The sequence below is a fragment of the Mesorhizobium sp. M0011 genome (assembly GCF_040324155.1).
Lineage (GTDB): Bacteria > Pseudomonadota > Alphaproteobacteria > Rhizobiales > Rhizobiaceae > Mesorhizobium.
Map to the genome: position 1 here is coordinate 1 of NZ_JAMYVQ010000032.1, position 25,180 is coordinate 25,180.

Annotated in this window: 25 protein-coding genes; 15 read left to right on the forward strand and 10 right to left on the reverse strand. The window is 63.5% G+C overall.

The window, feature by feature from the left end; genetic code table 11:
- Positions 1-299: 299 nt before the first annotated feature.
- The 8 genes from NKK51_RS26600 to NKK51_RS26635 all read right to left on the reverse strand — a co-directional run bounded on the left by NKK51_RS26600 (position 300) and on the right by NKK51_RS26635 (position 7,656).
- Entirely contained in the window at positions 300-833 is a 534-nt protein-coding gene (locus NKK51_RS26600) for an NADPH-dependent FMN reductase (protein WP_352555104.1), read from the reverse strand.
- A 36-nt stretch (positions 834-869) separates the two neighbouring features.
- On the reverse strand, positions 870-1,490 hold the full coding sequence (locus NKK51_RS26605; RefSeq protein WP_023811295.1) for a pyridoxamine 5'-phosphate oxidase family protein: 621 nt from the start codon (positions 1,488-1,490) through the stop codon (positions 870-872).
- A 51-nt stretch (positions 1,491-1,541) separates the two neighbouring features.
- Positions 1,542-2,216 (reverse strand): septation protein A, encoded by a 675-nt coding sequence (locus NKK51_RS26610; RefSeq protein WP_023811294.1) that lies wholly within the window; start codon positions 2,214-2,216, stop codon positions 1,542-1,544.
- Positions 2,217-2,277: 61 nt separating this feature from the next.
- Positions 2,278-4,089 (reverse strand): signal recognition particle-docking protein FtsY, encoded by a 1,812-nt coding sequence (gene ftsY, locus NKK51_RS26615; RefSeq protein WP_352555105.1) that lies wholly within the window; start codon positions 4,087-4,089, stop codon positions 2,278-2,280.
- A gap of 12 nt (positions 4,090-4,101) precedes the next feature.
- A complete protein-coding gene (mtaB, locus tag NKK51_RS26620) occupies positions 4,102-5,415 on the reverse strand; it encodes a tRNA (N(6)-L-threonylcarbamoyladenosine(37)-C(2))-methylthiotransferase MtaB (RefSeq protein ID WP_352555106.1) in 1,314 nt (437 codons plus the stop codon).
- Positions 5,415-6,299, reverse strand: coding sequence for a diaminopimelate epimerase (dapF, locus tag NKK51_RS26625; RefSeq protein ID WP_023811291.1), 885 nt, complete (start codon positions 6,297-6,299; stop codon positions 5,415-5,417). Before dapF ends, mtaB begins: the two co-directional genes overlap by 1 nt.
- A gap of 97 nt (positions 6,300-6,396) precedes the next feature.
- The gene (locus NKK51_RS26630) at positions 6,397-6,558 is read right to left on the reverse strand and encodes a DUF1328 family protein (RefSeq protein ID WP_128304269.1); all 162 of its coding nucleotides are present in this window, start codon (positions 6,556-6,558) and stop codon (positions 6,397-6,399) included.
- A 78-nt stretch (positions 6,559-6,636) separates the two neighbouring features.
- Complete coding sequence (locus NKK51_RS26635) at positions 6,637-7,656, reverse strand: MBL fold metallo-hydrolase (protein WP_352555107.1); 1,020 nt, start codon at positions 7,654-7,656, stop codon at positions 6,637-6,639.
- Between the two features lie 262 nt (positions 7,657-7,918).
- On the opposite strand from NKK51_RS26635, the gene NKK51_RS26640 reads away from it, so the two are divergent.
- The 15 genes from NKK51_RS26640 to NKK51_RS26710 all read left to right on the forward strand — a co-directional run bounded on the left by NKK51_RS26640 (position 7,919) and on the right by NKK51_RS26710 (position 22,987).
- The gene (locus NKK51_RS26640) at positions 7,919-8,458 is read left to right on the forward strand and encodes a protease inhibitor Inh/omp19 family protein (RefSeq protein WP_023811288.1); all 540 of its coding nucleotides are present in this window, start codon (positions 7,919-7,921) and stop codon (positions 8,456-8,458) included.
- A 53-nt stretch (positions 8,459-8,511) separates the two neighbouring features.
- Positions 8,512-9,714: a cell division protein ZapE gene (gene zapE / locus NKK51_RS26645; protein ID WP_352555108.1), complete on the forward strand. Its 1,203-nt coding sequence runs from the start codon at positions 8,512-8,514 to the stop codon at positions 9,712-9,714.
- Positions 9,715-10,460: 746 nt separating this feature from the next.
- Positions 10,461-11,429 carry a malate dehydrogenase gene (gene mdh, locus NKK51_RS26650; RefSeq protein WP_013528846.1) on the forward strand — a complete coding sequence of 323 codons (969 nt, stop codon included), beginning with the start codon at positions 10,461-10,463 and terminating at the stop codon, positions 11,427-11,429.
- A 43-nt stretch (positions 11,430-11,472) separates the two neighbouring features.
- Complete coding sequence (sucC, locus tag NKK51_RS26655) at positions 11,473-12,666, forward strand: ADP-forming succinate--CoA ligase subunit beta (RefSeq protein WP_128304265.1); 1,194 nt, start codon at positions 11,473-11,475, stop codon at positions 12,664-12,666.
- Between the two features lie 4 nt (positions 12,667-12,670).
- Positions 12,671-13,042: a cupin domain-containing protein gene (locus NKK51_RS26660; RefSeq protein WP_352555109.1), complete on the forward strand. Its 372-nt coding sequence runs from the start codon at positions 12,671-12,673 to the stop codon at positions 13,040-13,042.
- Between the two features lie 64 nt (positions 13,043-13,106).
- Positions 13,107-13,337 (forward strand): hypothetical protein, encoded by a 231-nt coding sequence (locus tag NKK51_RS26665; RefSeq protein ID WP_023811284.1) that lies wholly within the window; start codon positions 13,107-13,109, stop codon positions 13,335-13,337.
- On the forward strand, positions 13,327-13,746 hold the full coding sequence (locus NKK51_RS26670) for a PIN domain-containing protein (protein WP_127296323.1): 420 nt from the start codon (positions 13,327-13,329) through the stop codon (positions 13,744-13,746). The genes NKK51_RS26665 and NKK51_RS26670 overlap by 11 nt, the downstream gene beginning before the upstream one ends.
- A gap of 15 nt (positions 13,747-13,761) precedes the next feature.
- Positions 13,762-14,664, forward strand: a complete 903-nt coding sequence (sucD, locus tag NKK51_RS26675) for a succinate--CoA ligase subunit alpha (RefSeq protein WP_352555110.1) — start codon at positions 13,762-13,764, stop codon at positions 14,662-14,664.
- A 112-nt stretch (positions 14,665-14,776) separates the two neighbouring features.
- A complete protein-coding gene (locus tag NKK51_RS26680; protein WP_352555111.1) occupies positions 14,777-17,764 on the forward strand; it encodes a 2-oxoglutarate dehydrogenase E1 component in 2,988 nt (995 codons plus the stop codon).
- Positions 17,765-17,811: 47 nt separating this feature from the next.
- The gene (gene odhB, locus NKK51_RS26685; protein ID WP_023811280.1) at positions 17,812-19,092 is read left to right on the forward strand and encodes a 2-oxoglutarate dehydrogenase complex dihydrolipoyllysine-residue succinyltransferase; all 1,281 of its coding nucleotides are present in this window, start codon (positions 17,812-17,814) and stop codon (positions 19,090-19,092) included.
- Positions 19,093-19,151: 59 nt separating this feature from the next.
- The gene (locus tag NKK51_RS26690; RefSeq protein WP_352555112.1) at positions 19,152-19,670 is read left to right on the forward strand and encodes a hypothetical protein; all 519 of its coding nucleotides are present in this window, start codon (positions 19,152-19,154) and stop codon (positions 19,668-19,670) included.
- On the forward strand, positions 19,667-20,422 hold the full coding sequence (locus tag NKK51_RS26695) for an SDR family oxidoreductase (protein WP_127296321.1): 756 nt from the start codon (positions 19,667-19,669) through the stop codon (positions 20,420-20,422). The genes NKK51_RS26690 and NKK51_RS26695 overlap by 4 nt, the downstream gene beginning before the upstream one ends.
- A gap of 23 nt (positions 20,423-20,445) precedes the next feature.
- Positions 20,446-21,852 carry a dihydrolipoyl dehydrogenase gene (gene lpdA, locus NKK51_RS26700; RefSeq protein WP_352555113.1) on the forward strand — a complete coding sequence of 469 codons (1,407 nt, stop codon included), beginning with the start codon at positions 20,446-20,448 and terminating at the stop codon, positions 21,850-21,852.
- Between the two features lie 41 nt (positions 21,853-21,893).
- Positions 21,894-22,205, forward strand: a complete 312-nt coding sequence (locus NKK51_RS26705) for a hypothetical protein (protein WP_352555114.1) — start codon at positions 21,894-21,896, stop codon at positions 22,203-22,205.
- 302 nt (positions 22,206-22,507) lie between these two features.
- Complete coding sequence (locus tag NKK51_RS26710; RefSeq protein ID WP_352555115.1) at positions 22,508-22,987, forward strand: DUF2867 domain-containing protein; 480 nt, start codon at positions 22,508-22,510, stop codon at positions 22,985-22,987.
- 10 nt (positions 22,988-22,997) lie between these two features.
- Here the strand turns inward: NKK51_RS26710 and NKK51_RS26715 are convergent, their stop codons facing one another.
- Both NKK51_RS26715 and NKK51_RS26720 read right to left on the reverse strand, forming a co-directional pair.
- Positions 22,998-24,068 (reverse strand): TraB/GumN family protein, encoded by a 1,071-nt coding sequence (locus NKK51_RS26715; protein WP_352555163.1) that lies wholly within the window; start codon positions 24,066-24,068, stop codon positions 22,998-23,000.
- Positions 24,069-24,191: 123 nt separating this feature from the next.
- On the reverse strand, positions 24,192-25,130 hold the full coding sequence (locus NKK51_RS26720) for a tyrosine recombinase XerC (RefSeq protein WP_352555116.1): 939 nt from the start codon (positions 25,128-25,130) through the stop codon (positions 24,192-24,194).
- Positions 25,131-25,180 lie beyond the last annotated feature (50 nt).

Sequence of the window (25,180 nt, forward strand, 5' to 3'; positions counted from 1 at the left end):
GGCGCCACATCGGCCACCTCGTCGAAACCATCGAGGCAGCCGAATGCAAGAACTACTTCGAAAACGCAGGCTACGCTTCCGTCAAAATATGAAACGCTCTAGGATCCATGCCGCGACTTTCGAGCAGGGCACAACGGTGCAATACTGTCTTTGGCGGTCCGTGTAGTATCCAACGTTAGGCTGCCCTTCTTGGACCGATGCATTCTCGGCAAAGGTCGCGGCATGGATCCTAGGGTCTGCGCCGCGTCGCTTCGCTCCTTGCTTCGCCCTAGGATGACGAATGCGTGGTGGGTCGGCACTCAACGGGCGCGGATAAAGTCCGCGAAAGCATTCAGCGCATCGCGCATCGCCAGCCGGTTCGCCGGCTCCGCCAGGATGCTCTCGACCTCCGGCTGCTTCTTCCCCAACAGCACAATCTCCAGCATATTGCCCTCGCACAACGCGAACGACATGGTGCGCATGATCTCGGCCAGTGCGGCGCGGGCGAACAGCGAGCGCGGCGAGGCGTGCACCAGCATAGCCGGCTTGGCGACGGCGGCGTCGCGCGAGACCAGCCAGTCGAGCCCGTTCTTCAGCCCGCCCGGCACGCCATGGGCATATTCCGGACAGGAGACGATCACGCCGTCGGCTCGAGTGACGGCATCGATCAGTTCGGAGGCTTCGAGCGGCGTCCGCTCGCCCTCGTCGTCGGGGTCGAAGATCGGCAGACAGCCAAGCCCGTCATAGACGCTGACGCGGCAGCCGGGCGGTGCGTTGCGCGCCAGTGCTGCGATCAGGGCCGAATTGGTGGAAGCCGCGCGCAGGCTTCCGGAAATGGCAAGAATGTTCAGCAAGATGGACCAGTCAGGACGAATCGTGGGTCGAAAAACCTACCACATCGTCTTCTTGTATTCCTCGTCGAGCCAGCGATCGGTCGCCTCGGCGGAATCGGCAACCGCCAATTGATCGCGCATGATCTGGCCGAGCGTCGGCAGCGTCGCGCGGTCGTACCAGGTTTCCGGCTTCCACAGGTCCGAGCGCATGAAGGCTTTTGCGCAGTGCATGTAGGCGGCCTTGACGCTGACCACGACGACGCTTTGCGGCTCCCTACCGTCGACGGCGAGCCGTTCGCGCAAATTTGCGTCGACGGTGATGCGGGCATCGCCGTTGACGCGCAGCGTCTCGTTCATGCCGGGAATGAGGAAGAGCAGCCCGACAGAGGGATTGAGGAGAATGTTCTCCAGCGTGTCGAGCCGGTTGTTGCCGGGCCGGTCGGGAATGGCGATGGTGGTGTCGTCGAGAACGGTGGCAAAGCCCGGCTTGTCGCCCTTCGGCGTCACGTCGGCGTTGCCGGCACCGTCGGACGAGCCGATCAGCACGAACGGGCTCTTGCCGATGAAGGAGCGGCAATGGCCGTCAAGTTTTTTCAGCTCCTTGCGGATAGAACCGTCGGTCGGACGTGGCGTCTTGTAGATCGTCCTCAACTGGTCGCGCGTGGTGATGAATTCCATGTCCCTCTCCCCAGAACGGTTCATTGTCTCACGAACGCAGAACCGCTTTTTCTACTTTCCGGTTCTCTCTTCTTTGCCGGCCTTGTCCTCGAGTGAATGACGCAGGATCAGCGGCATCTGGCTGAAGGTGAACAGAAGCGTGATCGGCATGATGCCCCAGACCTTGAAAGTAACCCAGGCGTCGGTGGAAAAATTGCGCCACACCACCTCATTGACGATGGCCAGGAACAGGAAGAACAGGCCCCAGCGGAAGGTCAGTTTCCGCCAGCCCTCGGCGTCGAGGCTGAAGGCTGAATCGAAGACATAGCCAAGCAGCGACTTGCCGAAGTAGAGGCCGCCGAGCAGCACGCCGCCGAACAGCGTGTTGACGATGGTCGGCTTCATCTTGATGAAGATGTCGTCCTGCAGATAGAGCGTCAGCGCGCCGAAGATGAAGACGACGACGCCCGACACCATCGGCATGATCGGCAAGGTGCGGGTGAGCAGCCACGAGGCGATCAGGGCGATGGCCGTGGCGGCCATGAACAGCCCGGTGGCGACGAAGATCGGCCCGCCGAACTCGGCCAGAACAGGGAATTTCTGCACCAGCCATCCGCCGCGCGCATTGGCGAAGAAGAACACCATCAACGGACCCAGCTCCAGCACCAGCTTGAGCAGCGGATTGACGCCTTCCTTCTTCTGCTTCTGCGGGTCCGACGGATCGCGTTCGAGAATGGGTGGGTTCATGGAATCTCTTTCTTGCGCATGATCTGATCCAAAAAGTCTGCAACTTTTTGGGACATGCTTGTTAAGCTACTCCAGCGATCGCCCTGGCGAATTCGCTTGCCGAGAAAGGTTCGAGGTCGTCGACCTGTTCGCCGACGCCGATGAAATAGACCGGCAATTTGTGCTTTGCCGCGATCGCCACCAGAATACCGCCGCGCGCCGTGCCGTCCAGCTTGGTCATCACCAGGCCGTTGACGCCGGCGATATTGCGGAAGATCTCGACCTGGTTGAGCGCGTTCTGGCCGGTGGTGGCGTCGACTGTCTGCAGCACGGTGTGCGGTGCTTCCGGGTCGAGTTTGCCAAGCACGCGGACGATCTTTTCGAGCTCCGCCATCAGTTCGGTCTTGTTCTGCAGGCGGCCGGCGGTGTCGATGATCAGCACGTCGGAACCGGCCTCCTTGGCCTTCTCGAAGGCGTCATAGGCGAGCCCTGCGGCATCGGCGCCGATCTTGGAGGCGATGACCGGCGATTTCGTCCGCTCGCCCCAGATCTTCAGCTGCTCGATCGCAGCGGCGCGGAACGTGTCGCCGGCGGCGAGCATCACCGACAGGCCGCCATCGGTCAGCTTGGCGGCGAGCTTGCCGATTGTGGTGGTCTTGCCGGTGCCGTTGACTCCGACCACCAGGATGACATGCGGTTTGTGCGAGAGGTCGAGCTCCAGCGGCATGGCGACGTGGGTCAACACCTTTTCCACCTCGGCCGCCATGATGGCGCGGACCTCCGTGTCGGAGACGTCCTTGCCGTAGCGGCTGGCGGCCAGCGCGTCGGTAACGCGCAAGGCCGTCTCCATGCCGAGATCGGCGCGGATCAGCACATCCTCCAGGTCCTGCAAAGTCTCTTCGTCCAGCTTGCGCTTGGTGAAGACGCCGGCAATGTTGCCGGTGAGTTCCTTGGACGAACGGGCAAGCCCGTCCTTCATGCGCTGGAACCAGGAGCGCCTCGGTGCCGGTTCCGGTGCCTTCTGCGGCTCGGCCTTCTGCTCGACCTTTTTGGTGACGGTCACCTTGCCGGGGGCGGCTTTCGGCTCCGGCGCGGGTTGTGGAAGAGACTGCGGCTCGGGCGCGATTTCCGCAATGACCGGCTGCGATTCGATAGGCGCAGGCTGGCGAATGGGAGGTGCGATTTCGGCAGGCGGGGCTTCGGGCGTCGGTGCTGAAACTTCTTCCTTCTCCCCGTCTTCAGACGGAGAGAAGGTGCCAGCAGGCGGATGAGGGGCGGCGCTGACCTCTGATAATGGCTGAGCAGGGGCCGGCCCCGGTGTCGGCACCTCGATCGGGGCTGGTGTCTCGGCCGGAACCTCGGCAGGCGTCGGCACTTCGACCGGTTCCGGTTCCGGCTGCTGTTCCGGGCGTGACGGGACGATCTCCGGCTCGGCCGGCGCGGGTGGCGGGACCTCCTGCGGCTGCGGTTCGGGAGCAGGCTCCGGAACGGCGGGAGGCGTTGGTATCTCCTCGGGCGCCGGCGGCTCGGCAGGCGTCTCGGGCGCGGGTTCTTCTTCCGGCTCGGGCTCCGGCAGGGGTTCCGGCTCGGAGGGAATAGTCCGCTCCGGTGCTGGCGGAATGGCCGGTGCCGGCTCGGGCACCGGCTTCTCGACAGGCGCCGATTCCGGCGCGGGGATCACTTCCGGCTCGACCGTCGTCGGCGTCGGCGCAGTTTCCGCCTCGCGCTCCAGCTCGTCACGCTTCAAGAACTCCGGAACGACCTGCTCGGCCGCCGGCTTCAGCGCCTCGAGCGCTTCCCATTTGATCGGCGGCAGCGGGGCGGTCTCGTCGACCCGCTCCTCGACCACCTCTTTCTTGCCGAACGAAAATATCTTCTTGAAAAAACCAGCCATGCTTTGCGTTTCTCAGGCCGCGCGGGCGGCGAGGGGCGCCGCGATCAGCCTGCTACCATCGTGGCCGGATATATCGGCCTCGACGATCTCACCCGGTGCGCCCGTGCCGAGTGCGGCAAGCGTAAAACCCTCGGTGCGGCCAAGGCCGTCGCGCTCGATCAGGATCGACTGACGCGTACCGGTGAGCGACGACAGATGCCTGATATACGCAACTTCACCGGCTGCGCGCAGCCGGGCGGCGCGCTGTTTGACCAATTCGCGGCGGAGCTGGGGCATGCGCGCGGCAGGCGTGCCTTCGCGTGGGCTGAACGGGAAGACGTGGAGATGGGTCAGGCCACACTCCTCGACAATTTTCTCCGAGTTCTCGAACATTTCGTCGGTCTCGGTCGGGAAGCCGGCGATGATGTCGGCGCCGAAGACGATACCGGGGCGCAGCTTGCGCACATCCTCGCAGAAGCGGATCGACTGGTCGCGCAGATGCCGGCGCTTCATCCGCTTCAGGATCATGTCGTCGCCCGACTGCAGCGACAGATGCAGATGCGGCATCAGCCGCGGCTCGGTGGCGATGGCGTCGAGCAGATCGTCGTCGGCCTCGATCGAATCGATGGAGGACAGCCGCAGGCGCTTCACGTCGGGCACCTGTTTCAGGATTGTTTTCACCAGCCTGCCGAGCTTCGGCGCGCCCGGCAGATCGGCGCCGAATGATGTCATGTCGACGCCGGTCAGAACGATCTCGGCATAGCCGTTGCCGGCGAGCCGCTTGACCTGCTCGACCACGGCGCCCATCGGCACCGAGCGCGAATTGCCGCGGCCGTAGGGAATGATGCAGAAGGTGCAGCGGTGGTCGCAGCCATTCTGCACCTGGACGAAGGCGCGTGCCCGGCCCTCGATGGCGTCGACCATGTGGCCTGCGGTCTCACGCACCGAAAAGATATCGTTGACGCGTGCCTTTTCGGTGTCGTTGACGCCGAAATCCGGCAGTGCGCGATAGGAGTTGGCCTTCAGCTTCTCTTCATTGCCGAGCACGAGATCGACCTCGTCCATGGCGGCGAATTTTTCAGGCTCGGTCTGCGCGGCGCAGCCGGTGACGATGATGCGCGCCTGCGGGTTGTCGCGGCGCGCCTTGCGGATCGCCTGCTTGGCCTGGCGCACTGCTTCGCCTGTCACGGCGCAGGTGTTGAAGATCATGGCGCCACCTTCCAGCGCGCCCAGACCGGCACTTTCAGCCTCGCGCCGCATCACCTGCGATTCATAGGTGTTGAGCCGACAGCCGAAGGTGACGACATCGATGCCCTGGGACATCGGGCTCTTGGGCAGAGCGGACATCAGGCCGCGCTTTCGGTGTCGCGGGCCCATGTCCCGTTCGACGGGTCGAAGCTGCCGGAAAATTCCCATTCGGCGGCGCCCGTCAGGACCACGTGGTCATCGTCGCGCCATTCGACATGCAGCATGCCGCCGCCGGGGGTCAACAGACTGACGCTGCGGCCGGTCCGGTTGGTGCGGGCAGCGGCCACGACGGCGGCGCAGGCGGCCGAGCCGCAGGCCTTGGTCAGTCCGGCGCCGCGCTCCCAGGTGCGGATGATCATCGTTTCGGGCGAAGTAACCTGAGCGATGGTGATGTTGGCGCGCTCGGGGAACATCGGGTGGTTCTCGAGCAGCGGGCCGAAGCGATCGAGCTCATAGGACCAGACGTCATTGTCGACCCAGAAGATGGCGTGCGGATTGCCCATCGAGACGACCGAGGGTGAATGCAGCACCGGCGCGTCGATCGGGCCGATCTGCAGCTCGATCATCCGGGTGTCGCGGAACTCCTCGGCCAGCGGGATATCCTGCCAGCCGAAGCGCGGCGTGCCCATATCGACCGAGATCGAACCGTCGGCATGTTCGCGCGCATTGAGGATGCCCGCCACGGTTTCGAAGGTGAAGATCTTCTGGCCGGTCTCGGCGGCGAGCGCCTGGACGACGCAGCGCATGCCATTGCCGCAGGCCTGGGCGCTGGTTCCATCGGAATTCAAGATGTCGATGAAAAAGGCGGTGCCCGGCGTCCTGGCGTCATGGATCGCCATGATCTGGTCGAAGCTGGTCGCGGCATCGGCATTCAGCGCAATCGCCGCCGCCGCCGTCACCCGATCGGCACGGCCACGCATATCGGCAACGATGATCTCGTTGCCGATGCCGTTCATCTTGGCGAAAGGGGCGGTGCTGGCCATTGCTCCCGAAAAATTCCGTGTCCGTTTGGCGCTATATGGCGGAAACGGGCAGGAATTACCAGTGCGCAGCCGCTTGGTCACGGCGAAAGCGCCGGACTTACGTGACGGCGAAAATGCCCAGCACCATCAGCAGGAAAATGATCAGAACGATGCCGATAAGGATGCGCGCACCGGTGGCGGCGGCACCTGCCAGCGCCGGCATGCCGAGCAGACTCGCCGCCGCGGCGACGATCAGGAGAATGACGATCCATTTGAGCATGGCAATGCCTCGCAAACCGGCAGATTTTTCAACCACATGAAAACGCGGTTGCCGCGTTGGGGTTCCGTCGAAACCGGATCAGGGCGCTATGTGCTCCGGCACATCCCAGACCTCGCCCGGCCGCAAGGCGCGAAAACGCTCGCGTGGGATGCCTTGATCGTCGAGCGCCTCGGTCAATTTACGCGCCGGCTCGTCGATCGGTTCGTCGGTGAGCTGGAATGTGCCCCAGTGACAGCCGGCGGCACGGGCGGCATTGCATAGCGTCATGCCTTGCACCGCTTCCCAGGGATTCTGGTGCTGCGACGCCATGAACCAGCGCGGCTCATAGGCGCCGATCGGCAGGATGGCGAAGCGGAAGCCGCCATGTTTCTCGGCCATCAGCCGGTAGTTGACGCCATTGTGAAAGCCGGTATCGCCGGCGAAATAGAGCTTGCTGTCAGGCGTTTCGACGACGAAGCCGGCCCACAGCGCCATGCGCCGGTCGCGGGCGCCACGCGCCGACCAGTGATGCACCGGCTCGACATGGACGGCGGCGCCATTGCCGATCTCGACCCTGTCGCCCCAGTCATGCGCCGACAGTCGCATGCCGGGCACGGCGGCTTCGATGATGGCGTCGTTGCCGAGCGGGGTGAGCACCAGCGGGTCGTGGCCGGCCTTCAGCCGCTTCAACGTGGCGAGGTCGAGATGGTCATAGGGGTTGTGGCTGACCAGAACGAGGTCGATCGGCGGCAGGTCGGCAAAGGCGATGCCTGGCGCATTGATGCGTTTTGGTCCGGCGAAGGAAAGCGGCGACGCGCGCAGCGACCACACCGGATCGGTAAGAATGTTCAGACCGGCCGTCTGGACCAGCAAGGTGGAATGACCAACCATGGTCACTTCCAGCGCGGCGCCCTCGACCCGAGCCGTCGGTTTCGCCTGCGGAAAGGGGCTTGCATCGCTCGCCGGCCATTTCGAGCGCTGGCCATTCAACTGCCATTTCAGCAGGTCGGCGAAACGGCCGGGTGGCTGGCCGTCGGGATTGAAGAACAATGCGCCGTCGAAATGGTCGCTGGGCGGGCCGCTGTAATAGCGATTGGCGGCAGTCTTTCTCGCGGCCAATTTGCGGCTCCAGCAGGGTTTCGTTTTCCAGACATAGGCGCTAAGGCGGTTCGCGCAAGCGTCCACCGACGAAGTGTTGACCGGAATTCCCAAGCGACGCGCGACAAGCGGTCAGCCGTCCCCATTGCGATAAAATTGCAACACTTCTGGCTGCAAACTGTATTTTAACCATATCGGGTTGAAATTTCGCCACCTTCTCCATCTTGGTGGGGGTGAGATTGTGCGGACGGCTTCCCCCCAGCCGGATCCGACGGAGGTTGGAATGACTTTTTCGAAAACCGGTCTGGTGGCCGTATCGCTGGCGGCGCTCGTTGCGAGCGGCTGTTCGACCTCACGTTTTTCCTCGATGGATGACCAGCAGCCGGCACCGCTGGAGGCCGCGCCCGCCGGCAAGGTGACGGCGAACCAACTGCCGCCGCCGGCATCGCCCGGCACCACCGACCCTTCGCAATTCCCGACCGCTCCGGCGAACACGCAGGTCGCCGCGCTGCCTTCGGATGGTTCGGCGCCGGCCGGCGCTTCGGACGTGACCGCCGCCAGCGTCGCCGGTGTCTGGAACGCCAGCGTTGCGGGCCAGAGCTGCAAGGTGGCGACACCGCAGACCAAATTCGGCGCCGGCTTCCGCGCCGGTCCGCTGCATTGCCCGGCGCCGATGGACGGCATCAAGTCGTGGAACGTCGCCGGCAAGCAGCTGACGCTCTATGACGAGAGCGGCGGTGCGCTGGCGCGGCTCTATTCCTCGGGCGGCTCGAAATTCGACGGCCAGACTTCCAACGGCCAGCCGATTTCGCTTACGAGATAGTTTTTGTTTTACGCAATTCCGGTTCCCGGAATCGCTCCAGAACGACGTGACCGATGCATCTGCGTGACGGCCTCCAGACCCATGCGACCGTTAGGCAGCGCTACGACCATCTGGTGGAAACCGGTACGATCGACCGCGATCCGGCGCAGGAACGGATCGTTGCGGCGCTCGACCGGCTGACCGATGAGATCTCGGCCAAGCGGCTGGCGCATAAGTCGAGCGCGCTGGGCTGGCTGTTCGCCCGCAAGCGCGAGACGCATGAGGCCGTCAAAGGCCTCTACATCCATGGCGGCGTCGGCCGCGGCAAGACCATGCTGATGGACATGTTCTTCGACTTGCTGCCGGTGCGGCGCAAGCGCCGCGTCCACTTCAACGACTTCATGGCCGACGTGCAGGACCGTATCCAGAAGCACCGGCAGGCGCGCAAGAATGGCGACGTCAGGGAAGACGATCCGATCCCGCCGGTGGCCAAGGCCCTTGCCGAGCAAGCCTGGGTGCTGTGCTTCGACGAGTTCTCGGTCACCGACATTGCCGACGCGATGATCCTGTCCAGGTTGTTTTCGGCGCTGTTTGCCAGCGGCGTGGTGCTGGTCGCCACCTCGAATGTGGCGCCGGAAAACCTCTACAGCCACGGGCTGAACCGCCAGCTTTTCCTGCCCTTCATCGGCATATTGGAGCGGCACACACAGGTGCTGGCGCTCGATGCCGACAAGGACTACCGGCTGGAAAAGCTCGCCCGGACACCGGTCTATGTGACGCCGGCCGATGCGGCGGCGGACCAGCTACTCGACGAGGCCTGGCAAGCCATGACGCGGGGCGCGCCGACCGCCGAGACGTCGCTGGCCCTCAAAGGGCGGCAGGTGATCGTGCCGCGTGCGGCGGGCGATGCGGCGCGGTTCTCCTTCGCCGATCTCTGCGAAAAGCCGCTTGGCGCGCGCGATTTCCTGGCGATCGCCGGGCGCTTCTCAACCATTTTCATCGACCACGTCCCGGTGCTCGGCGAAGGCAAGCGCAACGAGGCCAAGCGCTTCATCCTGCTGATCGACACGCTCTACGACCATCGTATGCGGCTGGTGGCGAGCGCCGAAGCGCCGCCGCAAGCACTTTATGCAGCCAAGCGCGGCGTCGAAGCCTTCGAGTTCGAGCGCACGGCATCGCGGCTGATCGAGATGCAAAGCCGCGACTGGCTGGAGGATTGGGCGGAGCGGCAGAAAGGAAAGCCGGCGGTGTCGGAAGCGTCGCAGGCGCAGGCCTAAAGAAAAGCGATTGGCAGCTTAGCGCCCCGCTCATTCCTGCTTCGTTGAAGATTGGCGAAATCGCGTGGCAATGGATCTCCCCCTCGAGGGGGCGATGGCCGGCAGGCCAGGGGGGTTGGTTCGACCGGGCGCGGCACAGATGGCGCCAGCGCGTCACGCGCGGCGACCCCCTCTGTCGCCTTCGGTGACATCTCCCCCCTTGCGGGCAGGGCTATCGCACATGGATTCTTGCGAAGAAGAACCCCCACCCTAACCCCTCCCCACAAGGGGGAGGGAACGCTGCCGCGTGCCTTTAATTCTTCTTGGCGCCGAAAAGACAGGCGATGCTCCTGGGTCAGCGCCAACGGAAGTCTCCCTCCCCCTTGTGGGGAGGGGTTAGGAGTGGGGGTACGTGCCGGGCAGACATCTCAGGAATTCCATATGCGATAGCCTGCCCTCAAGGGGGAGATTTGGCGACCGCCATCACAAGGGCGTCATCGCCTGCATCCAGCCTTACGATTTCCATCTTCGTCGGCTATTTCTTCCCAAGTCGGCTTACAAACTTTGACGTTTACGTAAATCCCAAATGATCTAACCGATTGAAAATACTGACACCAAAATAATCGTTTGAATTTTTTCCGTGCCGGGGCTATTGGGTGCGGCGAAAATTCGCGGTTCCCCGCAGCATTCCGGCCTCTTCTTCGACGCCGCCATCAAATCACCAGAGATTTGAGACGTCGTCACCGACAAAGGGAAAACATCTTCACATGGCACGCAACAAGATAGCGCTTATCGGCTCTGGCATGATCGGCGGCACGCTCGCTCACATGATCGGCCTCAAGGACCTCGGCGACGTGGTGCTGTTCGATATTGCCGAAGGTATCCCGCAGGGCAAGGGGCTCGATATCGCGCAGTCGTCGCCTGTCGATGGCTTCGACTCCAGGCTCACCGGCATCAACGACTATGCCGGCATCGAAGGGGCCGACGTCTGCATCGTCACCGCCGGCGTGCCGCGCAAGCCCGGCATGAGCCGCGACGACCTTTTGGGCATCAACCTCAAGGTCATGGAACAGGTCGGCGCCGGGCTGAAGAAGTACGCGCCGAAGGCCTTCGTCATCTGCATCACAAACCCGCTCGACGCCATGGTCTGGGCGCTGCAGAAGTTCTCAGGCCTGCCCAACAGCCATGTCGTCGGCATGGCCGGCGTGCTTGACAGCGCGCGCTTCCGCTATTTCCTGGCAGAGGAATTCAAGGTCTCGGTCGAGGACGTCACCGCCTTCGTGCTCGGCGGCCACGGCGATTCCATGGTGCCGATGATCCGCTATTCGACGGTATCGGGCATTCCGCTGCCCGACCTCATCAAGATGGGCTGGACCTCGAAGGAGAAGCTCGACCAGATCGTGCAGCGCACCCGCGACGGCGGCGCCGAGATCGTCGGCCTGCTCAAGACCGGTTCGGCCTATTACGCGCCGGCCGCTTCGGCGATCTCGATGGCCGAAGCCTATCTCAAGGACAAGAAGCGCGTGCTGCCCTGCGCGGCGTATCTCTCCGGCCAGTATGGCGTCAAGAACACCTATGTCGGCGTTCCCGTGGTGATCGGCGCCGGCGGCGTCGAGCGCATCATCGAGATCGAACTCAACAAGAGCGAGCAGAAGATGTTCGACTCCTCTGTGGCGACGGTGCAGGGCCTGACCGAGGCCTGCGTCAAGATCGCGCCGCAACTCGCCTCCAAATGAATCTCCAGTAAGTGAACCCCCAGTCGATCCGGAGACCATCCAAATGAACATCCATGAGTATCAGGGCAAGGCGCTGCTGAAGAGCTTTGGCGCGCCGGTGGCCGAAGGCGTGCCGGTGTTCAAGGCGAGCGAAGCGGAAGCCGCCGCCAAGGCGCTGCCGGGCCCGCTCTATGTGGTGAAGAGCCAGATCCATGCCGGCGGACGCGGCAAGGGCAAATTCAGCGAGCTCGGCCCGGACGCCAAGGGCGGCGTGCGGCTGGCGAAATCGGTGGCCGACGTCATCGCCAACGCCAACGAGATGCTGGGCAACACGCTGGTGACCAAGCAGACCGGTCCGGCCGGCAAGCAGGTCAACCGCCTCTACATCGAAGACGGCGCCGACATCGAGCGCGAGCTCTATCTGTCGATCCTGGTCGACCGTTCGGTCGGCCGCATCGCCTTCGTCGTCTCGACCGAGGGCGGCATGGACATCGAAGCGGTCGCCCATGACACGCCCGAAAAGATCATCACCGTCGCCATCGATCCGGAAAAAGGCGTCACGGCAGCCGACCTGAAGGCGCTCAACGGCGCGCTCAAGCTCGACGGCGATGCGGCCAAGGACGGCGATACGCTGTTCCCGATCCTCTACAAGGCCTTCGTCGAGAAGGACATGAGCCTGCTCGAGGTCAACCCGCTGATCGTCATGAAGAACGGCCGGCTGCGCGTGCTCGACGCGAAAGTGTCGTTCGATAACAACGCGCTGTTCCGCCACCCCGACGTGCTCGAACTGCGCGACACAACCGAAGAGGACGAAAAGGAAATCGAGGCGTCGAAATACGACCTCGCCTATGTCGCGCTCGACGGCAATATCGGCTGCATGGTCAACGGCGCCGGCCTCGCCATGGCGACGATGGACATCATCAAGCTCTATGGCGCCGAGCCGGCCAACTTCCTCGATGTCGGCGGTGGCGCGTCCAAGGAGAAGGTGACGGCGGCGTTCAAGATCATCACCAGGGATCCGGCGGTCAAGGGTATCCTGATCAACATCTTCGGCGGCATCATGAAGTGCGACATCATTGCCGAGGGCGTCATTGCCGCGGTCAAGGAAGTCGGGCTGGAAGTGCCGCTGGTGGTGCGCCTGGAAGGCACCAATGCCGAGCTCGGCAAGAAGATCATCAACGACAGCGGCCTCAACGTGGTGTCGGCCGATGATCTCGACGACGCAGCCAAGAAGATCGTGGCGGCGGTGAAGGGCTGAGCGGATGCCTCCGCGCAAGATAAACCTCGTCGAGGCGGCCGATCGGACCATCAGCAAGGTTTTCGATCCGCATATCGCCGGCGACGTCAACGACAGCCAGGCGAAGGTCGCCAAGTTCGGCGAGATGTTCGACTGGCATGCGCATGACAATGAGGACGAAGCCTTCCTTGTGCTGCGCGGGCGTATCGCCATCGATTTCTGCGACGGTCCGGTCGAGCTCGGCGAGGGCGATTTCATCGTCGTGCCGCGCGGTGTCGAGCACCGGCCGCGTTCGCTGACCGCGGAACCCGTGGTGCTGATGTTCGAGCCGGCAACGACGCTCAACACCGGCAATGCCAAAAGCGACCTCACCGTCGCCGACCTGAAGCGGCTGTAACGAACTTGCGACTGCCACACAGTTACACATATACTGTGTGAAGTAGGCGCAGGAGAAAAGAGAAATGAAGAACATCACTCTGGCAGTCGAAGACGAGGTCTTGGAGCAGGTCAAGCTGACAGCCGCCGAACAGCGAACGACCGTCAACGCCATGGTGCGGGAGTTTTTCTCGGCAGTGGCCGCCAAGCGGTACGCCAAGGACGAGGCACGGCAGGCCCTTCTGCGGCTCGCCCGCGAGGCGGCAGGCGACATGGGTGGCAAGAAATGGAACCGGGAAGCTCTCTATGATCGCTGACTGCTTCCTCGACACGAACATCCTCGTCTATGCCGCCATCGGACACAAGGCCGAGCGCGCGAAGTATGAGCGCGCCGTGGAGTTGATCGCCAAGGAAGACTATTCGACCTCCGCACAGGTGCTGCAGGAGTTCTATGTCAACGTGACCAAGCGAGCTGAGGTCACACTGGCGCCGGCGAAGGCGGCCGAATGGGTCGCCGCGATCTCCATGAAGCCCTGCCAGGATCTGGATAGCGCCGTTGTAATGCGGGGCATCGCGAACGCGCAACGCTACCAGATTTCATATTGGGATGGCGCCATCATCGCCGCCGCCGAGCGCCTTGGCGTCAAGATACTCTACACCGAAGACCTCAACCACGGGCAGTCTTATGGCTCCGTGGTCGCCATGAACCCCTTCCGCAATCACTGATCAGGTCGCAAAAAAATGTCCATTCTCGTCGACAAGAACACCAAGGTGCTGGTGCAGGGCCTGACCGGCAAGACCGGCACGTTCCACACCGAACAGGCGCTGGCTTATCACGGCACGAAAATGGTCGGCGGCATCCACCCGAAGAAGGGTGGCGAGACGTGGACCGGCGCAAAGGGCGAGAGCCTGCCGATCTTCGCCACCGTCGCCGAGGGCAAGGAAAAGACCGGCGCCAACGCCTCCGTCGTCTATGTGCCGCCGGCGGGTGCCGCCGAGGCCATCCTGGAAGCGATTGAGGCCGAGATCCCGCTGATCATCTGCATCACCGAAGGTATCCCGGTGATGGACATGATCAAGGTCAAGGCGCGGCTCGACCGCTCGACGTCGCGGCTGATCGGGCCGAACTGCCCGGGCGTGCTGACGCCCAAGGAATGCAAGATCGGCATCATGCCCGGAAACATCTTCCGCAAGGGCTCGGTCGGCGTTGTTTCGCGGTCGGGAACGCTTACCTATGAGGCAGTGTTCCAGACCACCAATGTCGGCCTCGGCCAGACCACCGCCGTTGGCATTGGCGGCGACCCCGTCAAGGGCACCGAATTCATCGACGTGCTCGAAATGTTCCTCGCCGATGACGAGACCAAGTCGATCATCATGATCGGCGAGATCGGCGGTTCGGCCGAGGAAGACGCCGCGCAGTTCCTCAAGGACGAAGCCAGGCGTGGCCGAAGCAAGCCGATGGCCGGTTTCATCGCCGGGCGCACGGCGCCGGCCGGCCGCACCATGGGGCATGCGGGCGCGGTCATCTCCGGCGGCAAGGGCGGCGCGGAAGACAAGATCGCGGCGATGGAATCGGCCGGGATAAAAGTATCGCCCTCGCCGGCGCGACTAGGCACGACGCTGGTCGAGGCGATCAAAGGGTAAGGGAATAGGGGAGTAAGGGAGTAGGGCAGTAGGGAAAATAGCAGCGGCAAAAAGCCCTACTCCCCTATTCCCCTCCAAAAACAGGAGACGGAGCCAGGCTCCGCGGACAAAAATGGCAAGACAAGATCAGGCCAACGACCAATTTTCGCTCACCTCATTCCTCTATGGCGGCAACGCCGATTACATCGACGCGCTCTACGCCGCCTATGAGGACGATCCCGCTTCGGTCAATCCCGAATGGCAGGAGTTCTTCGCCGGGCTGAAAGACGATGCCGGCGATGTGCGCAGGAATGCCAAGGGCGCCTCCTGGGCCAAGCCCTCCTGGCCGCTGCAGGCGAATGGCGAACTGGTCTCGGCGCTCGACGGCAACTGGGGCATCGTCGAGAAGACGATCGAAAAGAAGGTCAAGGACAAGGCGGTCACCAACGGCGTCGTCCTGTCCGATGCCGACGTGCACCAGGCGACGCGCGATTCAGTGCGCGCCATCATGATGATCCGCGCCTACCGCATGCGCGGCCATCTGCACGCCAATCTCGATCCGCTCGGCATCGCCAAGCCGCTCGAGGATTACAACGAGCTGTCGCCGGAGAACTATGGCTTCACCGAAGCCGACTATGACCGGCCGATCTTCCTCGACAATGTGCTCGGGCTTGAATTCGGCACCATCCGGCAGATGCTGGAAATCCTGACCCGAACCTATTGCTCGACGCTCGGCGTCGAGTTCATGCATATTTCGGACCCCGAGGAAAAGGCCTGGATCCAGGCCCGCATCGAGGGCGCCGACAAGGAGATCACCTTCACCGCCACCGGCAAGAAGGCGATCCTGCAGAAGCTGGTCGAGGCCGAAGGCTTCGAGCAGTTCATCGACGTCAAGTACAAGGGCACCAAGCGCTTCGGCCTCGATGGCAGTGAAGCGCTGATCCCGGCGCTGGAGCAGATCGTCAAGCGCGGCGGCCAGCTCGGCATGAAGGAGATCGTGCTCGGCATGGCGCATCGCGGCCGGCTGAACGTGCTCTCCCAGGTGATGGCCAAGCCGCACCGCGCCATCTTCCACGAGTTCAAGGGCGGCTCGGCCGCACCCGACGAGGTCGAGGGCTCGGGCGACGTCAAGTACCATCTCGGCGCCTCGTCGGACCGCGAGTTCGACGGCAACAAGGTGCATCTGTCCCTGACTGCCAACCCCTCGCATCTGGAAATCGTCGATCCGGTGGTGATGGGCAAGGCGCGCGCCAAGCAGGATTACCTGTTCGGCCGCAGCCGCGAGGAGATCGTGCCGCTGGAAGAGCGCGCCAAAGTGCTGCCGCTCTTGCTGCATGGCGATGCCGCCTTCGCCGGTCAGGGCGTGATCGCCGAGATCCTCGGCCTGTCCGGCCTGCGCGGCCACCGCGTCGCCGGCACGCTGCACTTCATCATCAACAACCAGATCGGTTTCACCACCAACCCGCGCTTCTCGCGCTCGTCGCCCTATCCATCAGACGTGGCCAAGATGATCGAGGCGCCGATCTTCCACGTCAATGGCGACGACCCGGAAGCCGTGGTGCACGCCACCAAGGTGGCGATCGAATTCCGCATGAAGTTCTTCAAGCCTGTTGTGGTCGATATGTTCTGCTATCGCCGCTTCGGCCACAATGAGGGCGACGAGCCCGCCTTCACCCAGCCGATCATGTATCGCAACATCCGCACCCACAAGACGACCGTGCAGATCTATGGCGACCGGCTGATCGCCGAGGGTCACATCAGCCAGGCTGAACTCGACCAGCTCAAGGCCGACTGGCGGGCGCATCTGGAATCCGAATGGGAAGTCGGCCAGCACTACAAGCCCAACAAGGCCGATTGGCTGGACGGCGCCTGGTCGGGCCTGCGCACCGCCGACAACCAGGACGAACAGCGGCGCGGCAAGACCGCCGTGCCGGTCAAGACGCTGAAGGAAATCGGCAAGAAGCTGACCGAGGTGCCGAAGGATTTCGAGGCGCACAAGACGATCATCCGCTTCCTCGAGAACCGCCGCCAGGCGATCGAGTCGGGCGAAGGCATCGACTGGTCAACGGCCGAGGCGCTGGCCTTCGGCGCCATCCTGCTCGACGGCAATCCGATCCGCCTGTCGGGCCAGGATTCCGAACGCGGCACCTTCTCGCAGCGCCATTCGGTCCTTTACGACCAGCGCGACGAGACCCGTTACATCCCGCTCAACAATCTGTCGGCGGCTCAAGCTGGCTACGAAGTCATCAACTCGATGCTGTCGGAAGAGGCGGTGCTGGGCTTCGAATATGGCTACAGCCTGGCCGAGCCGAAGGCGCTGACCTTGTGGGAAGCGCAGTTCGGCGACTTCGCCAACGGTGCCCAGGTGGTGTTCGACCAGTTCATCTCCAGCGGAGAGCGCAAGTGGCTCAGAATGTCGGGCCTCGTCTGCCTGTTGCCGCATGGCTATGAAGGCCAGGGTCCGGAACACTCCTCGGCCCGGCTCGAACGCTTCCTGCAGCTTTGCGCCGAAGACAACATGCAAGTGGCCAACTGCACGACGCCGGCCAACTACTTCCACATATTGCGCCGGCAGCTGAAGCGCGATTTCCGCAAGCCGCTGATCCTGATGACGCCGAAGTCGCTGCTGCGCCATAAGCGGGCGGTGTCGACGCTGCCGGAAATTTCGGGCGAAAGCTCATTCCACCGGTTGCTGTGGGACGATGCGCAGCTGCTTTCCGGCCAGGCGATCAAGCTGGTCAAGGATTCAAAGATCCGCCGCGTCGTGCTGTGTTCGGGCAAGGTCTATTACGACCTCTATGAGGAGCGCGAGAAGCGCGGCATCAACGACATCTATCTGCTGCGCGTCGAGCAGCTTTATCCGTTCCCGGCCAAGGCGCTGATCACCGAACTGTCGCGGTTCCGCAATGCCGAGATGGTCTGGTGCCAGGAAGAGCCCAAGAACATGGGCGCCTGGTCGTTCATCGACCCGTATTTGGAATGGGTGCTGGCGCATATCGATGCCAAGCATCAGCGGGTGCGCTACACCGGCCGTCCTGCCGCCGCCTCGCCGGCGACCGGACTGATGTCAAAGCATCTCGCCCAGCTCGCCGCCTTGCTCGAAGACGCGCTTGGTGAATAGAGAATATCTGGGCGAACAACAGAACCGAAAGAAAACGGACAGGCACAATGGCTACCGAAATCCGCGTTCCCACTCTCGGCGAATCCGTCACTGAAGCGACCGTCGGCAAATGGTTCAAGAAGGTTGGCGATACAATCGCCGCCGATGAACCGCTGGTCGAGCTCGAGACCGACAAGGTGACGGTGGAGGTGCCTGCCGCCGCCGCCGGCACGCTGGGTGAGATCACCGTCAAGGAAGGTGAGACGGTCGGTGTCGGCGCGCTGCTCGGTTCGATTTCGGCAGGTGGCGCGGCCGCCGCTCCGGCTACCAAGCCGCAGGCGGTGTCGCAGGCCTCGTCGCCGGATGCCGCATCGACCGGCAAGCAGGCCGCGGCCGAGACCGCCAAGATCGCCGGCGACGCCGGCCCGGTCGAACCGCGCACCATGCCGCCCGCACCGGCCGCGGCCAAGCTGATCGCCGAAAGCAATCTCTCGGTCGACCAGATCTCCGGTTCGGGAAAGCGTGGCCAGGTGCTGAAAGGCGACGTGCTCGACGCCATCTCCAAAGGCGCGCCGTCACAGCCGGCAGAGACGCCGAAGGCGGCACCTGCACCGGTTGCCGTGCGCGCGCCATCCTCCGGCGACGACGCCTCGCGCGAGGAGCGCGTGCGCATGACCAAGCTGCGCCAGACCATCGCGCGCCGCCTCAAGGAAGCGCAGTCGACCGCCGCCATGCTGACCACCTTCAACGAGGTCGACATGTCAGCGGTGATGGCGCTGCGCACCAAATACAAAGACGTGTTCGAGAAGAAGCACGGCGTGAAGCTCGGCTTCATGGGCTTCTTCACCAAGGCCGTCACCCACGCGCTGAAGGAAATCCCTTCGGTCAATGCCGAGATCGACGGCACCGACATCATCTTCAAGAACTATGCCCATATCGGCGTCGCCGTCGGCACCGAAAAGGGCCTCGTCGTCCCGGTCGTGCGCAATGCCGACCAGATGTCGATCGCCGAGATCGAGAAGGACATCGGCCGGCTGGGCATCGCCGCCCGCGACGGCAAGCTGTCGGTCGCCGACATGCAAGGCGGGACGTTTACGATTTCCAACGGTGGCGTTTACGGGTCGCTGATGTCGACGCCTATCCTCAACGCGCCGCAGTCGGGCATTCTGGGCATGCACAAGATCCAGGAGCGGCCTGTCGTGGTCGGCGGCCAGATCGTGATCCGGCCGATGATGTACCTGGCACTCAGCTACGATCACCGCATCGTCGACGGTAAGGAAGCGGTGACCTTCCTGGTCCGCGTCAAGGAAAGCCTGGAGGATCCGGAACGGCTGGTGCTTGATCTCTGAGGTCTGGTGCTGATCCGGCTGTTGGAATGCGTGCCGGAGGAAGGGATCTGCGCGGCAGAATGACGACCCGTTCCCTTAGCCTTTCCAAGGTGCTTCCGATCGCATCGATCGCGGCCGGCATGGTGCTGGCCGCCGCAAGTGCCCATGCAGCCTGTCCGATCGAGCTAGCCGTCTATGGCGACGCGCAGGGCGGCGCAGAGATCGATTTTACCCCGACCGGCACCTCGGCGACCGTCACCAACTCGTTCCGGATGATCCTCGACAACAATGTGGTGCTCAACGGTATCGTTATGTGGAACGAAGGCGTGTCGCGGCCGAACGGCGCGCTGATGTACAAATGCCCCGAAGGCGACGTCACCGGCGAGGAGCTTGCTGCCTGCACGCCCTGGCATGGCGTCATCTACACGTCGGATGACAAGGGCAACATCGGACTGCTGCCGGCCGAAGGGGTCGAAGCGCCGAAGACGCTGATCCTGCCGGACCTCGGGCCGGCGTTGCGCCAATCCTCGGCCTATGGCGGCAGCGGGTTTTCGAAAGTGCCGTGGGATGTGTTTGTCTTGAAGGGATGCCAGGAATGAGCGAGGCGAAAAAGGTGCTGCTGGTCACCGGCGGCAGCCGCGGCATTGGCGCCGCGGTCTGCCGGCTAGGATCGAAGGCCGGCTACCGCGTGGCGGTCAACTATGCCTCGAACCAGGCTGCCGCTGACGCAGTGGTCGCCGAGATCAAGGCCGGCGGCGGCGAGGCCTTAGCCGTCAAGGGCGATGTCGGCAGCGAGGCCGATATCGTGGCCATGTTCGAGGCCGTCGACCGCGCCTATGGCCGGCTCGATGCCTTCGTCAACAATGCCGGCATCGTCGACGTCAAGGCCCGTGTCGACGAGATGGACGTCGCGCGGCTGGAGCGCATGATGCGCATCAATGTCGTCGGCTCGTTCCTGTGTGCCCGCGAAGCGGTGAAGCGCATGTCGACCCGTCATGGCGGGGCGGGCGGATCGATCGTCAACATCTCGTCGGCGGCAGCGACATTGGGCTCGCCGGGCGAATTTGTCGACTATGCCGCCTCCAAGGGTGCCATCGACACGTTCACCGTCGGGCTCGCCCGTGAGGTCGCACTGGAAGGCATTCGCGTCAATGCGGTGCGGCCCGGCCTCATCGATACCGAGATCCATGCCTCCGGCGGGCAGCCGGACAGGATAGAGCGGTTCCGCGACCTGCTGCCGATGAAAAGAGCCGGCACGGCTGATGAAGTCGCGGGCGCGGTTCTCTATCTTCTATCCGACGCCGCGTCCTATACGACGGGCGCGATCCTGAATGTAAGCGGCGGCCGCTGAGCGCCAAGCAAAGGGAAACAAACATGGCTTATGACGTCGTTATCATCGGATCGGGACCGGGCGGCTATGTCTGCGCCATCAAGGCGGCGCAGCTCGGGCTCAGCGTTGCGGTGGTCGAGAAGAACGCGACCTTCGGCGGCACCTGCCTCAACATCGGCTGTATTCCGTCGAAGGCGCTGCTCCATGCCTCCGAGATGTTCGCCGAAGCCGGCCATTCCTTCGACGCGCTCGGTATCGAGATACCAGCGCCGAAATTGAACCTGACGAAGATGATGGCGCACAAGGATGCGACGGTGTCGTCGAACGTCAACGGCGTCGCCTTCCTGTTCAAGAAGAACAAGATCGACAGCTTTCGCGGCACCGGCAAGGTGGTCGCGGCCGGCAAGGTCTCGGTGACCGGCGAGGACGGCAAGGTCGAGGAGATCGAGACCAAGAACATCGTCATCGCCACCGGATCGGATGTCGCCGGCATTCCCGGCGTCAAGGTCGACATCGACGAGAAGGTGATCGTGTCGTCGACCGGCGCGCTGTCGCTGGAGAAGGTGCCCGGCCATCTGGTGGTGGTCGGCGGCGGTGTCATCGGGCTCGAGCTCGGCTCGGTGTGGGCGCGGCTCGGCGCCAAGGTCACCGTGGTCGAATTCCTCGACACCATCCTGGGCGGCATGGACGGCGAGGTCTCCAAGCAGTTCCAGCGGCTGCTATCCAAACAGGGTTTCGAGTTCAAGCTCGGCGCCAAGGTCACCGGCGTCGCCAAGGCCAAGAAGGGTGCCACGGTCACCTTCGAGCCGGTCAAGGGCGGCGCCGCCGAGACGATCGAGGCCGATGCCGTGCTGATCGCCACCGGGCGCCGCGCCTATGCCGACAGTCTCGGGCTCGGGGAAGCCGGCGTCGAGGTCGACGAGCGCGGCCGGGTCAAGACCGATGGCCATCTCGAGACCAATGTCCCGGGCATCTATGCCATCGGCGATGTCATCGCCGGGCCGATGCTGGCACACAAGGCCGAGGACGAGGGCGTGGCGGTAGCGGAAACCATTGCCGGCCAGGCCGGCCACGTGAACTATGACGTCATTCCGAGCGTCGTCTACACCAGCCCGGAAATCGCCTCGGTCGGCAAGACCGAGGAAGAGTTGAAGAAGGCCGGCATCGACTACAAGGTCGGAAAATTTCCGTTCAGCGCCAATGGCCGGGCGCGCGCCATGCTGCACACCGACGGTTTTGTGAAGATCCTCGCCGACAAGCAAAGCGACCGCGTGCTCGGCGTGCATATCGTCGGCTTCGGCGCCGGCGAGATGATCCACGAGGCGGCGGTGCTGATGGAGTTCGGCGGCTCGTCGGAGGATCTCGCCCGCACCTGCCATGCGCATCCGACGATGTCGGAAGCGGTGAAGGAGGCGGCGCTGGCGACGTTCTTCAAGCCGATCCACATCTAAAGGCACTATCCCGATCAAGCCCGAGGATGACGAGCGTAGGGATGCCCATAAAACAAAACGGCCCGCCTTTCGGCGGGCCGTTCGTATTTGATATCGAGCCGATCAGTTGGCCGGTGCCGGTGCCGGCGCTGGGGCTGGGGCCGGCGCAGGAGCCGGTGCGGGCGCTGGTGCCGGGGCAGGCGCCGGTTCTGCAGGCGCCGGAGCAGGCGCGGGTGCTGGCGCAGGTTCGGCCGGCTTCATCGGTTCCGCCGGTGCGGGCGCGGGGGCCGGTGTGCTGGCCGCCGGCGGCTCGGCTGGTGCCGGGTGCTCACCACTTCTTCCGAAAACATAATACGCGACAACCGCCAGAATAACGACGACCAGCGCAATCAGCCAGCCACTACCGCCGCCACCGCTCTGTTTGATGGTGGTGTTGGTGGTGTTGGGATTGAACGGATCGTTTGGATTCGGTGCGTTCGCCATAAAAGTGTCCTCCGTGGATGAAAAATATCAATCAACACCATTCAACGCGCAATCATTGAACTGGTTTCACGCTAGGGTTGGAAAACGCCAAAAACAAGGACAATCCTGCCTTTCCGCAGCCTGAACGGCGTCGTTTCGCCCCGCAGCGCGCCAAGTTGGTGCCTATTATGGGTTTTTCCGGAGGATTTTTGTCGTGACGAATCCCATAGCAGAGTTTGTCCCGAATCACTGCGATGTTCTCGCCGGAGCCCAGTTCGCCGACCGCTATGTGCTGGTCACTGAAGGTCTTTCTTTAACGGCACTCGGCGCGGCGGAACGCGCCCTGGGGCGAACGCCGCCCTGGGTCGGCAGGCTCATGGCGCTGCGCAACCTTGCCGTCAAGCCGTTCCGGCTGAAGACGGGCCTGGAAACTGCGGTGTTGCCGTCGGGCCGGATCGGGATATTTCCGCTAATCAGCCAGTTTCCCGGCAAGGTTGTGCTTGGCCTCGACGACCGGCATCTCGATTTCCGTGTCATGGTCGAAGTCAGGAATCTCGGCAGGGGCCGACAGGAGGTGGCCGCGACGACGATCGTCAAGACGCACAATTGGCTCGGGCGCGCCTATCTCGCGATCATCATGCCGTTTCACCGGATCATCGTTCCGGCGATGCTGGCCCAGATCCTGGCGAAGTAAACTGAAGTAGCTAAAGTCCAACAGGCGTGACGGTGTAACCGGCCTTGCGGAAGTCCTCGACGAGGCCTTCGGGGCCGGGAAGGTGGAGGGCGCCGACCGCCATGAAGACGTTGCCCCTGGCAAGGATCGGTTCGGCATGCTCGACCATCACCTTGTTGCGGCTGGTGATCATGGTTTCCTCGAACGCCGCATAGCCCGCGGGGTCGTCCGTGCCATCCGGCATGGCCACGCGAAACAGCGGCCAGAACATGCCGGTGTCGCCGCGCTGGTAGAGCACGATCATGGTTTCGTTGATGTCGTTGATCTTATCGCCGAGCTTCAGCGTGTCGACGAGACCCTTCATGTGAAACGCCAGCGGCAGCGAGGCCATGGCTCGCAGCTGGCTTTCAGCCGTCTCCAATCCTTCCACCGGCTTGCCGGAAGCCTTTGCACCCTCGGCCAGCTTGACGTCGAGCACCGGTGCGCCGCCGGACTGGCGGGCCAGCTCGCAGGCCGGCAGTGCCATCATGGCCGAGAGCATCCACGGCTTCATCTTGGCAACCGTAGCCGGAGGAATGCCGCGTGCGTCGAGCGCGGCGTTCATGGCCGCCGCATCGTCGGGCGACAGCAGCGACGCCAGCGTCGTCGAATCGGTGAACATCATCAGGTCCGGCTCCTGGAGCATCGCGACCATCATCTTCTGCTTGTCGAGCACGTCGGTGGTTTCGATGACGATGGTGCCGGCGGCGTCATAGGCTTTCTGCGCGTCGGGAGGCAGCGTGGTGACGCGCGGGTCGGTCATATGCATGGTGCCGAACAGGAAGGACGGCTTTTCGCCGGGCTTTTCCAGCCTCCACAACAGGCCCTTGCCGTTCGGTGTCGCTGCGGCTTCCGCTTCGATCTTGCGGTAGGTCGCCGGATCGTTCTTCTGCAAGGCCGACAGCATGTCGGCGCCGGTGCAGGTCGGGATTCCGGCATGCGCGTTGCCGGCCGCGAACAGCAGCACGGCGAGGAACGACAGGAAGAACAAAACATTGAGCGCGACGAGCAGCTTCAGCGACACGGAAGCTGCACGGTCGGCGATGGCGATGACGCGTTTCATGGTTCTGTCTTCATGTTTGACCATGATCTTTTCCGAAAACCGGGTCCCACTTTTCGGGACCATGGTCAGTTCTAGAACCGAAAAGCGGCAAAACGGTTAATTGGTACTGCGAAATTGAAGGGTTCATGCCCGTGGATGGGCTGATTCGTAAATCTCGAGCAGCCTCGCGGTGTCGACGCCGGTGTAGATCTGCGTCGTCGACAGGCTGGCGTGGCCGAGCAGTTCCTGGATGGTGCGCAAATCGCCGCCGCTGCCGAGCAGATGCGTAGCGAAGGAATGGCGCAACGCATGCGGCGTCGCGGTATCGGGCAGATTGAGTGCTGAGCGCAGTTTGGCCATGTCGCGCTGGACGATGGCCGGGTTGAGCGGACCGCCACGGGCGCCGCGAAACAACAGGCCCTTGGGGTCGAGATGGTAAGGGCAGAGCCGGCGATATTCGGCGATCGCCCTGAGCGCCACCGGCAGCACCGGCACCAGGCGCGTCTTGCCGCCCTTGCCGGTGACGCGCAGCACGGTGTCGGCCGCCGACGCCAGGTCGGCGCCGGCCAGGCCGAGCGCCTCGGAAATGCGCAGGCCGGAGCCGTAGAGCAGTGTCAGCACAGCGGCGTTGCGGGCCGCGATCCAGGGTTCTTCCGCCAGTTGACCTTCGATGGAAACAACATGCTTGGCATCGCTCGCCGTCAGCGGCTTGGGCAGCGATTTGGGCTGCCGCGGCGCGCGCAGTGCTGCCGCACCTGCCGCATTGGCAAGGCCGCGCCGCTCGAGGAACCGCAGCAGCGAGCGAATGCCGGCGAGACCTCGGCCGAGCGTGCGGGCGCCGGCGCCGGCGTTGCGGCGGGCGGCGAGGAAGCCGCGCAGGTCGGCCGGGCGCAGATCGGCGATGTCCGAAATGCCGGGCGAGCCGCCGCAATGGCCGGTGAGGAAATGCAGGAACTGGCGCGTGTCTCGCTCATAGGCTTCCACCGTCTTAGGCGACAGCCGACGTTCTCGCGCGAGCATCTTCAGCCAGCTTTCGCGTGCCGCCTGGAGATCGGGTTTGGCCGGGATCAGGAATTCCTGCATGGCGTGCTTTCGACCCTTGTTTCCTGCATACCCCGCCATTTTCCGGCAGC

Coding starts and splice junctions, on each gene's coding strand:
- NKK51_RS26605 (WP_023811295.1), bottom strand. CDS start 1,490: ATGGAATTCATCACCACGCGCGACCAGTTGAGGACGATCTACAAGACG.
- NKK51_RS26610 (WP_023811294.1), bottom strand. CDS start 2,216: ATGAACCCACCCATTCTCGAACGCGATCCGTCGGACCCGCAGAAGCAG.
- ftsY (WP_352555105.1), bottom strand. CDS start 4,089: ATGGCTGGTTTTTTCAAGAAGATATTTTCGTTCGGCAAGAAAGAGGTG.
- mtaB (WP_352555106.1), bottom strand. CDS start 5,415: ATGTCCGCTCTGCCCAAGAGCCCGATGTCCCAGGGCATCGATGTCGTC.
- dapF (WP_023811291.1), bottom strand. CDS start 6,299: ATGGCCAGCACCGCCCCTTTCGCCAAGATGAACGGCATCGGCAACGAG.
- NKK51_RS26630 (WP_128304269.1), bottom strand. CDS start 6,558: ATGCTCAAATGGATCGTCATTCTCCTGATCGTCGCCGCGGCGGCGAGT.
- NKK51_RS26640 (WP_023811288.1), top strand. CDS start 7,919: ATGACTTTTTCGAAAACCGGTCTGGTGGCCGTATCGCTGGCGGCGCTC.
- zapE (WP_352555108.1), top strand. CDS start 8,512: ATGCATCTGCGTGACGGCCTCCAGACCCATGCGACCGTTAGGCAGCGC.
- mdh (WP_013528846.1), top strand. CDS start 10,461: ATGGCACGCAACAAGATAGCGCTTATCGGCTCTGGCATGATCGGCGGC.
- sucC (WP_128304265.1), top strand. CDS start 11,473: ATGAACATCCATGAGTATCAGGGCAAGGCGCTGCTGAAGAGCTTTGGC.
- NKK51_RS26660 (WP_352555109.1), top strand. CDS start 12,671: ATGCCTCCGCGCAAGATAAACCTCGTCGAGGCGGCCGATCGGACCATC.
- NKK51_RS26665 (WP_023811284.1), top strand. CDS start 13,107: ATGAAGAACATCACTCTGGCAGTCGAAGACGAGGTCTTGGAGCAGGTC.
- NKK51_RS26670 (WP_127296323.1), top strand. CDS start 13,327: ATGATCGCTGACTGCTTCCTCGACACGAACATCCTCGTCTATGCCGCC.
- sucD (WP_352555110.1), top strand. CDS start 13,762: ATGTCCATTCTCGTCGACAAGAACACCAAGGTGCTGGTGCAGGGCCTG.
- NKK51_RS26680 (WP_352555111.1), top strand. CDS start 14,777: ATGGCAAGACAAGATCAGGCCAACGACCAATTTTCGCTCACCTCATTC.
- odhB (WP_023811280.1), top strand. CDS start 17,812: ATGGCTACCGAAATCCGCGTTCCCACTCTCGGCGAATCCGTCACTGAA.
- NKK51_RS26690 (WP_352555112.1), top strand. CDS start 19,152: ATGACGACCCGTTCCCTTAGCCTTTCCAAGGTGCTTCCGATCGCATCG.
- NKK51_RS26695 (WP_127296321.1), top strand. CDS start 19,667: ATGAGCGAGGCGAAAAAGGTGCTGCTGGTCACCGGCGGCAGCCGCGGC.
- lpdA (WP_352555113.1), top strand. CDS start 20,446: ATGGCTTATGACGTCGTTATCATCGGATCGGGACCGGGCGGCTATGTC.
- NKK51_RS26705 (WP_352555114.1), top strand. CDS start 21,894: ATGCCCATAAAACAAAACGGCCCGCCTTTCGGCGGGCCGTTCGTATTT.
- NKK51_RS26715 (WP_352555163.1), bottom strand. CDS start 24,068: ATGAAACGCGTCATCGCCATCGCCGACCGTGCAGCTTCCGTGTCGCTG.
- NKK51_RS26720 (WP_352555116.1), bottom strand. CDS start 25,130: ATGCAGGAATTCCTGATCCCGGCCAAACCCGATCTCCAGGCGGCACGC.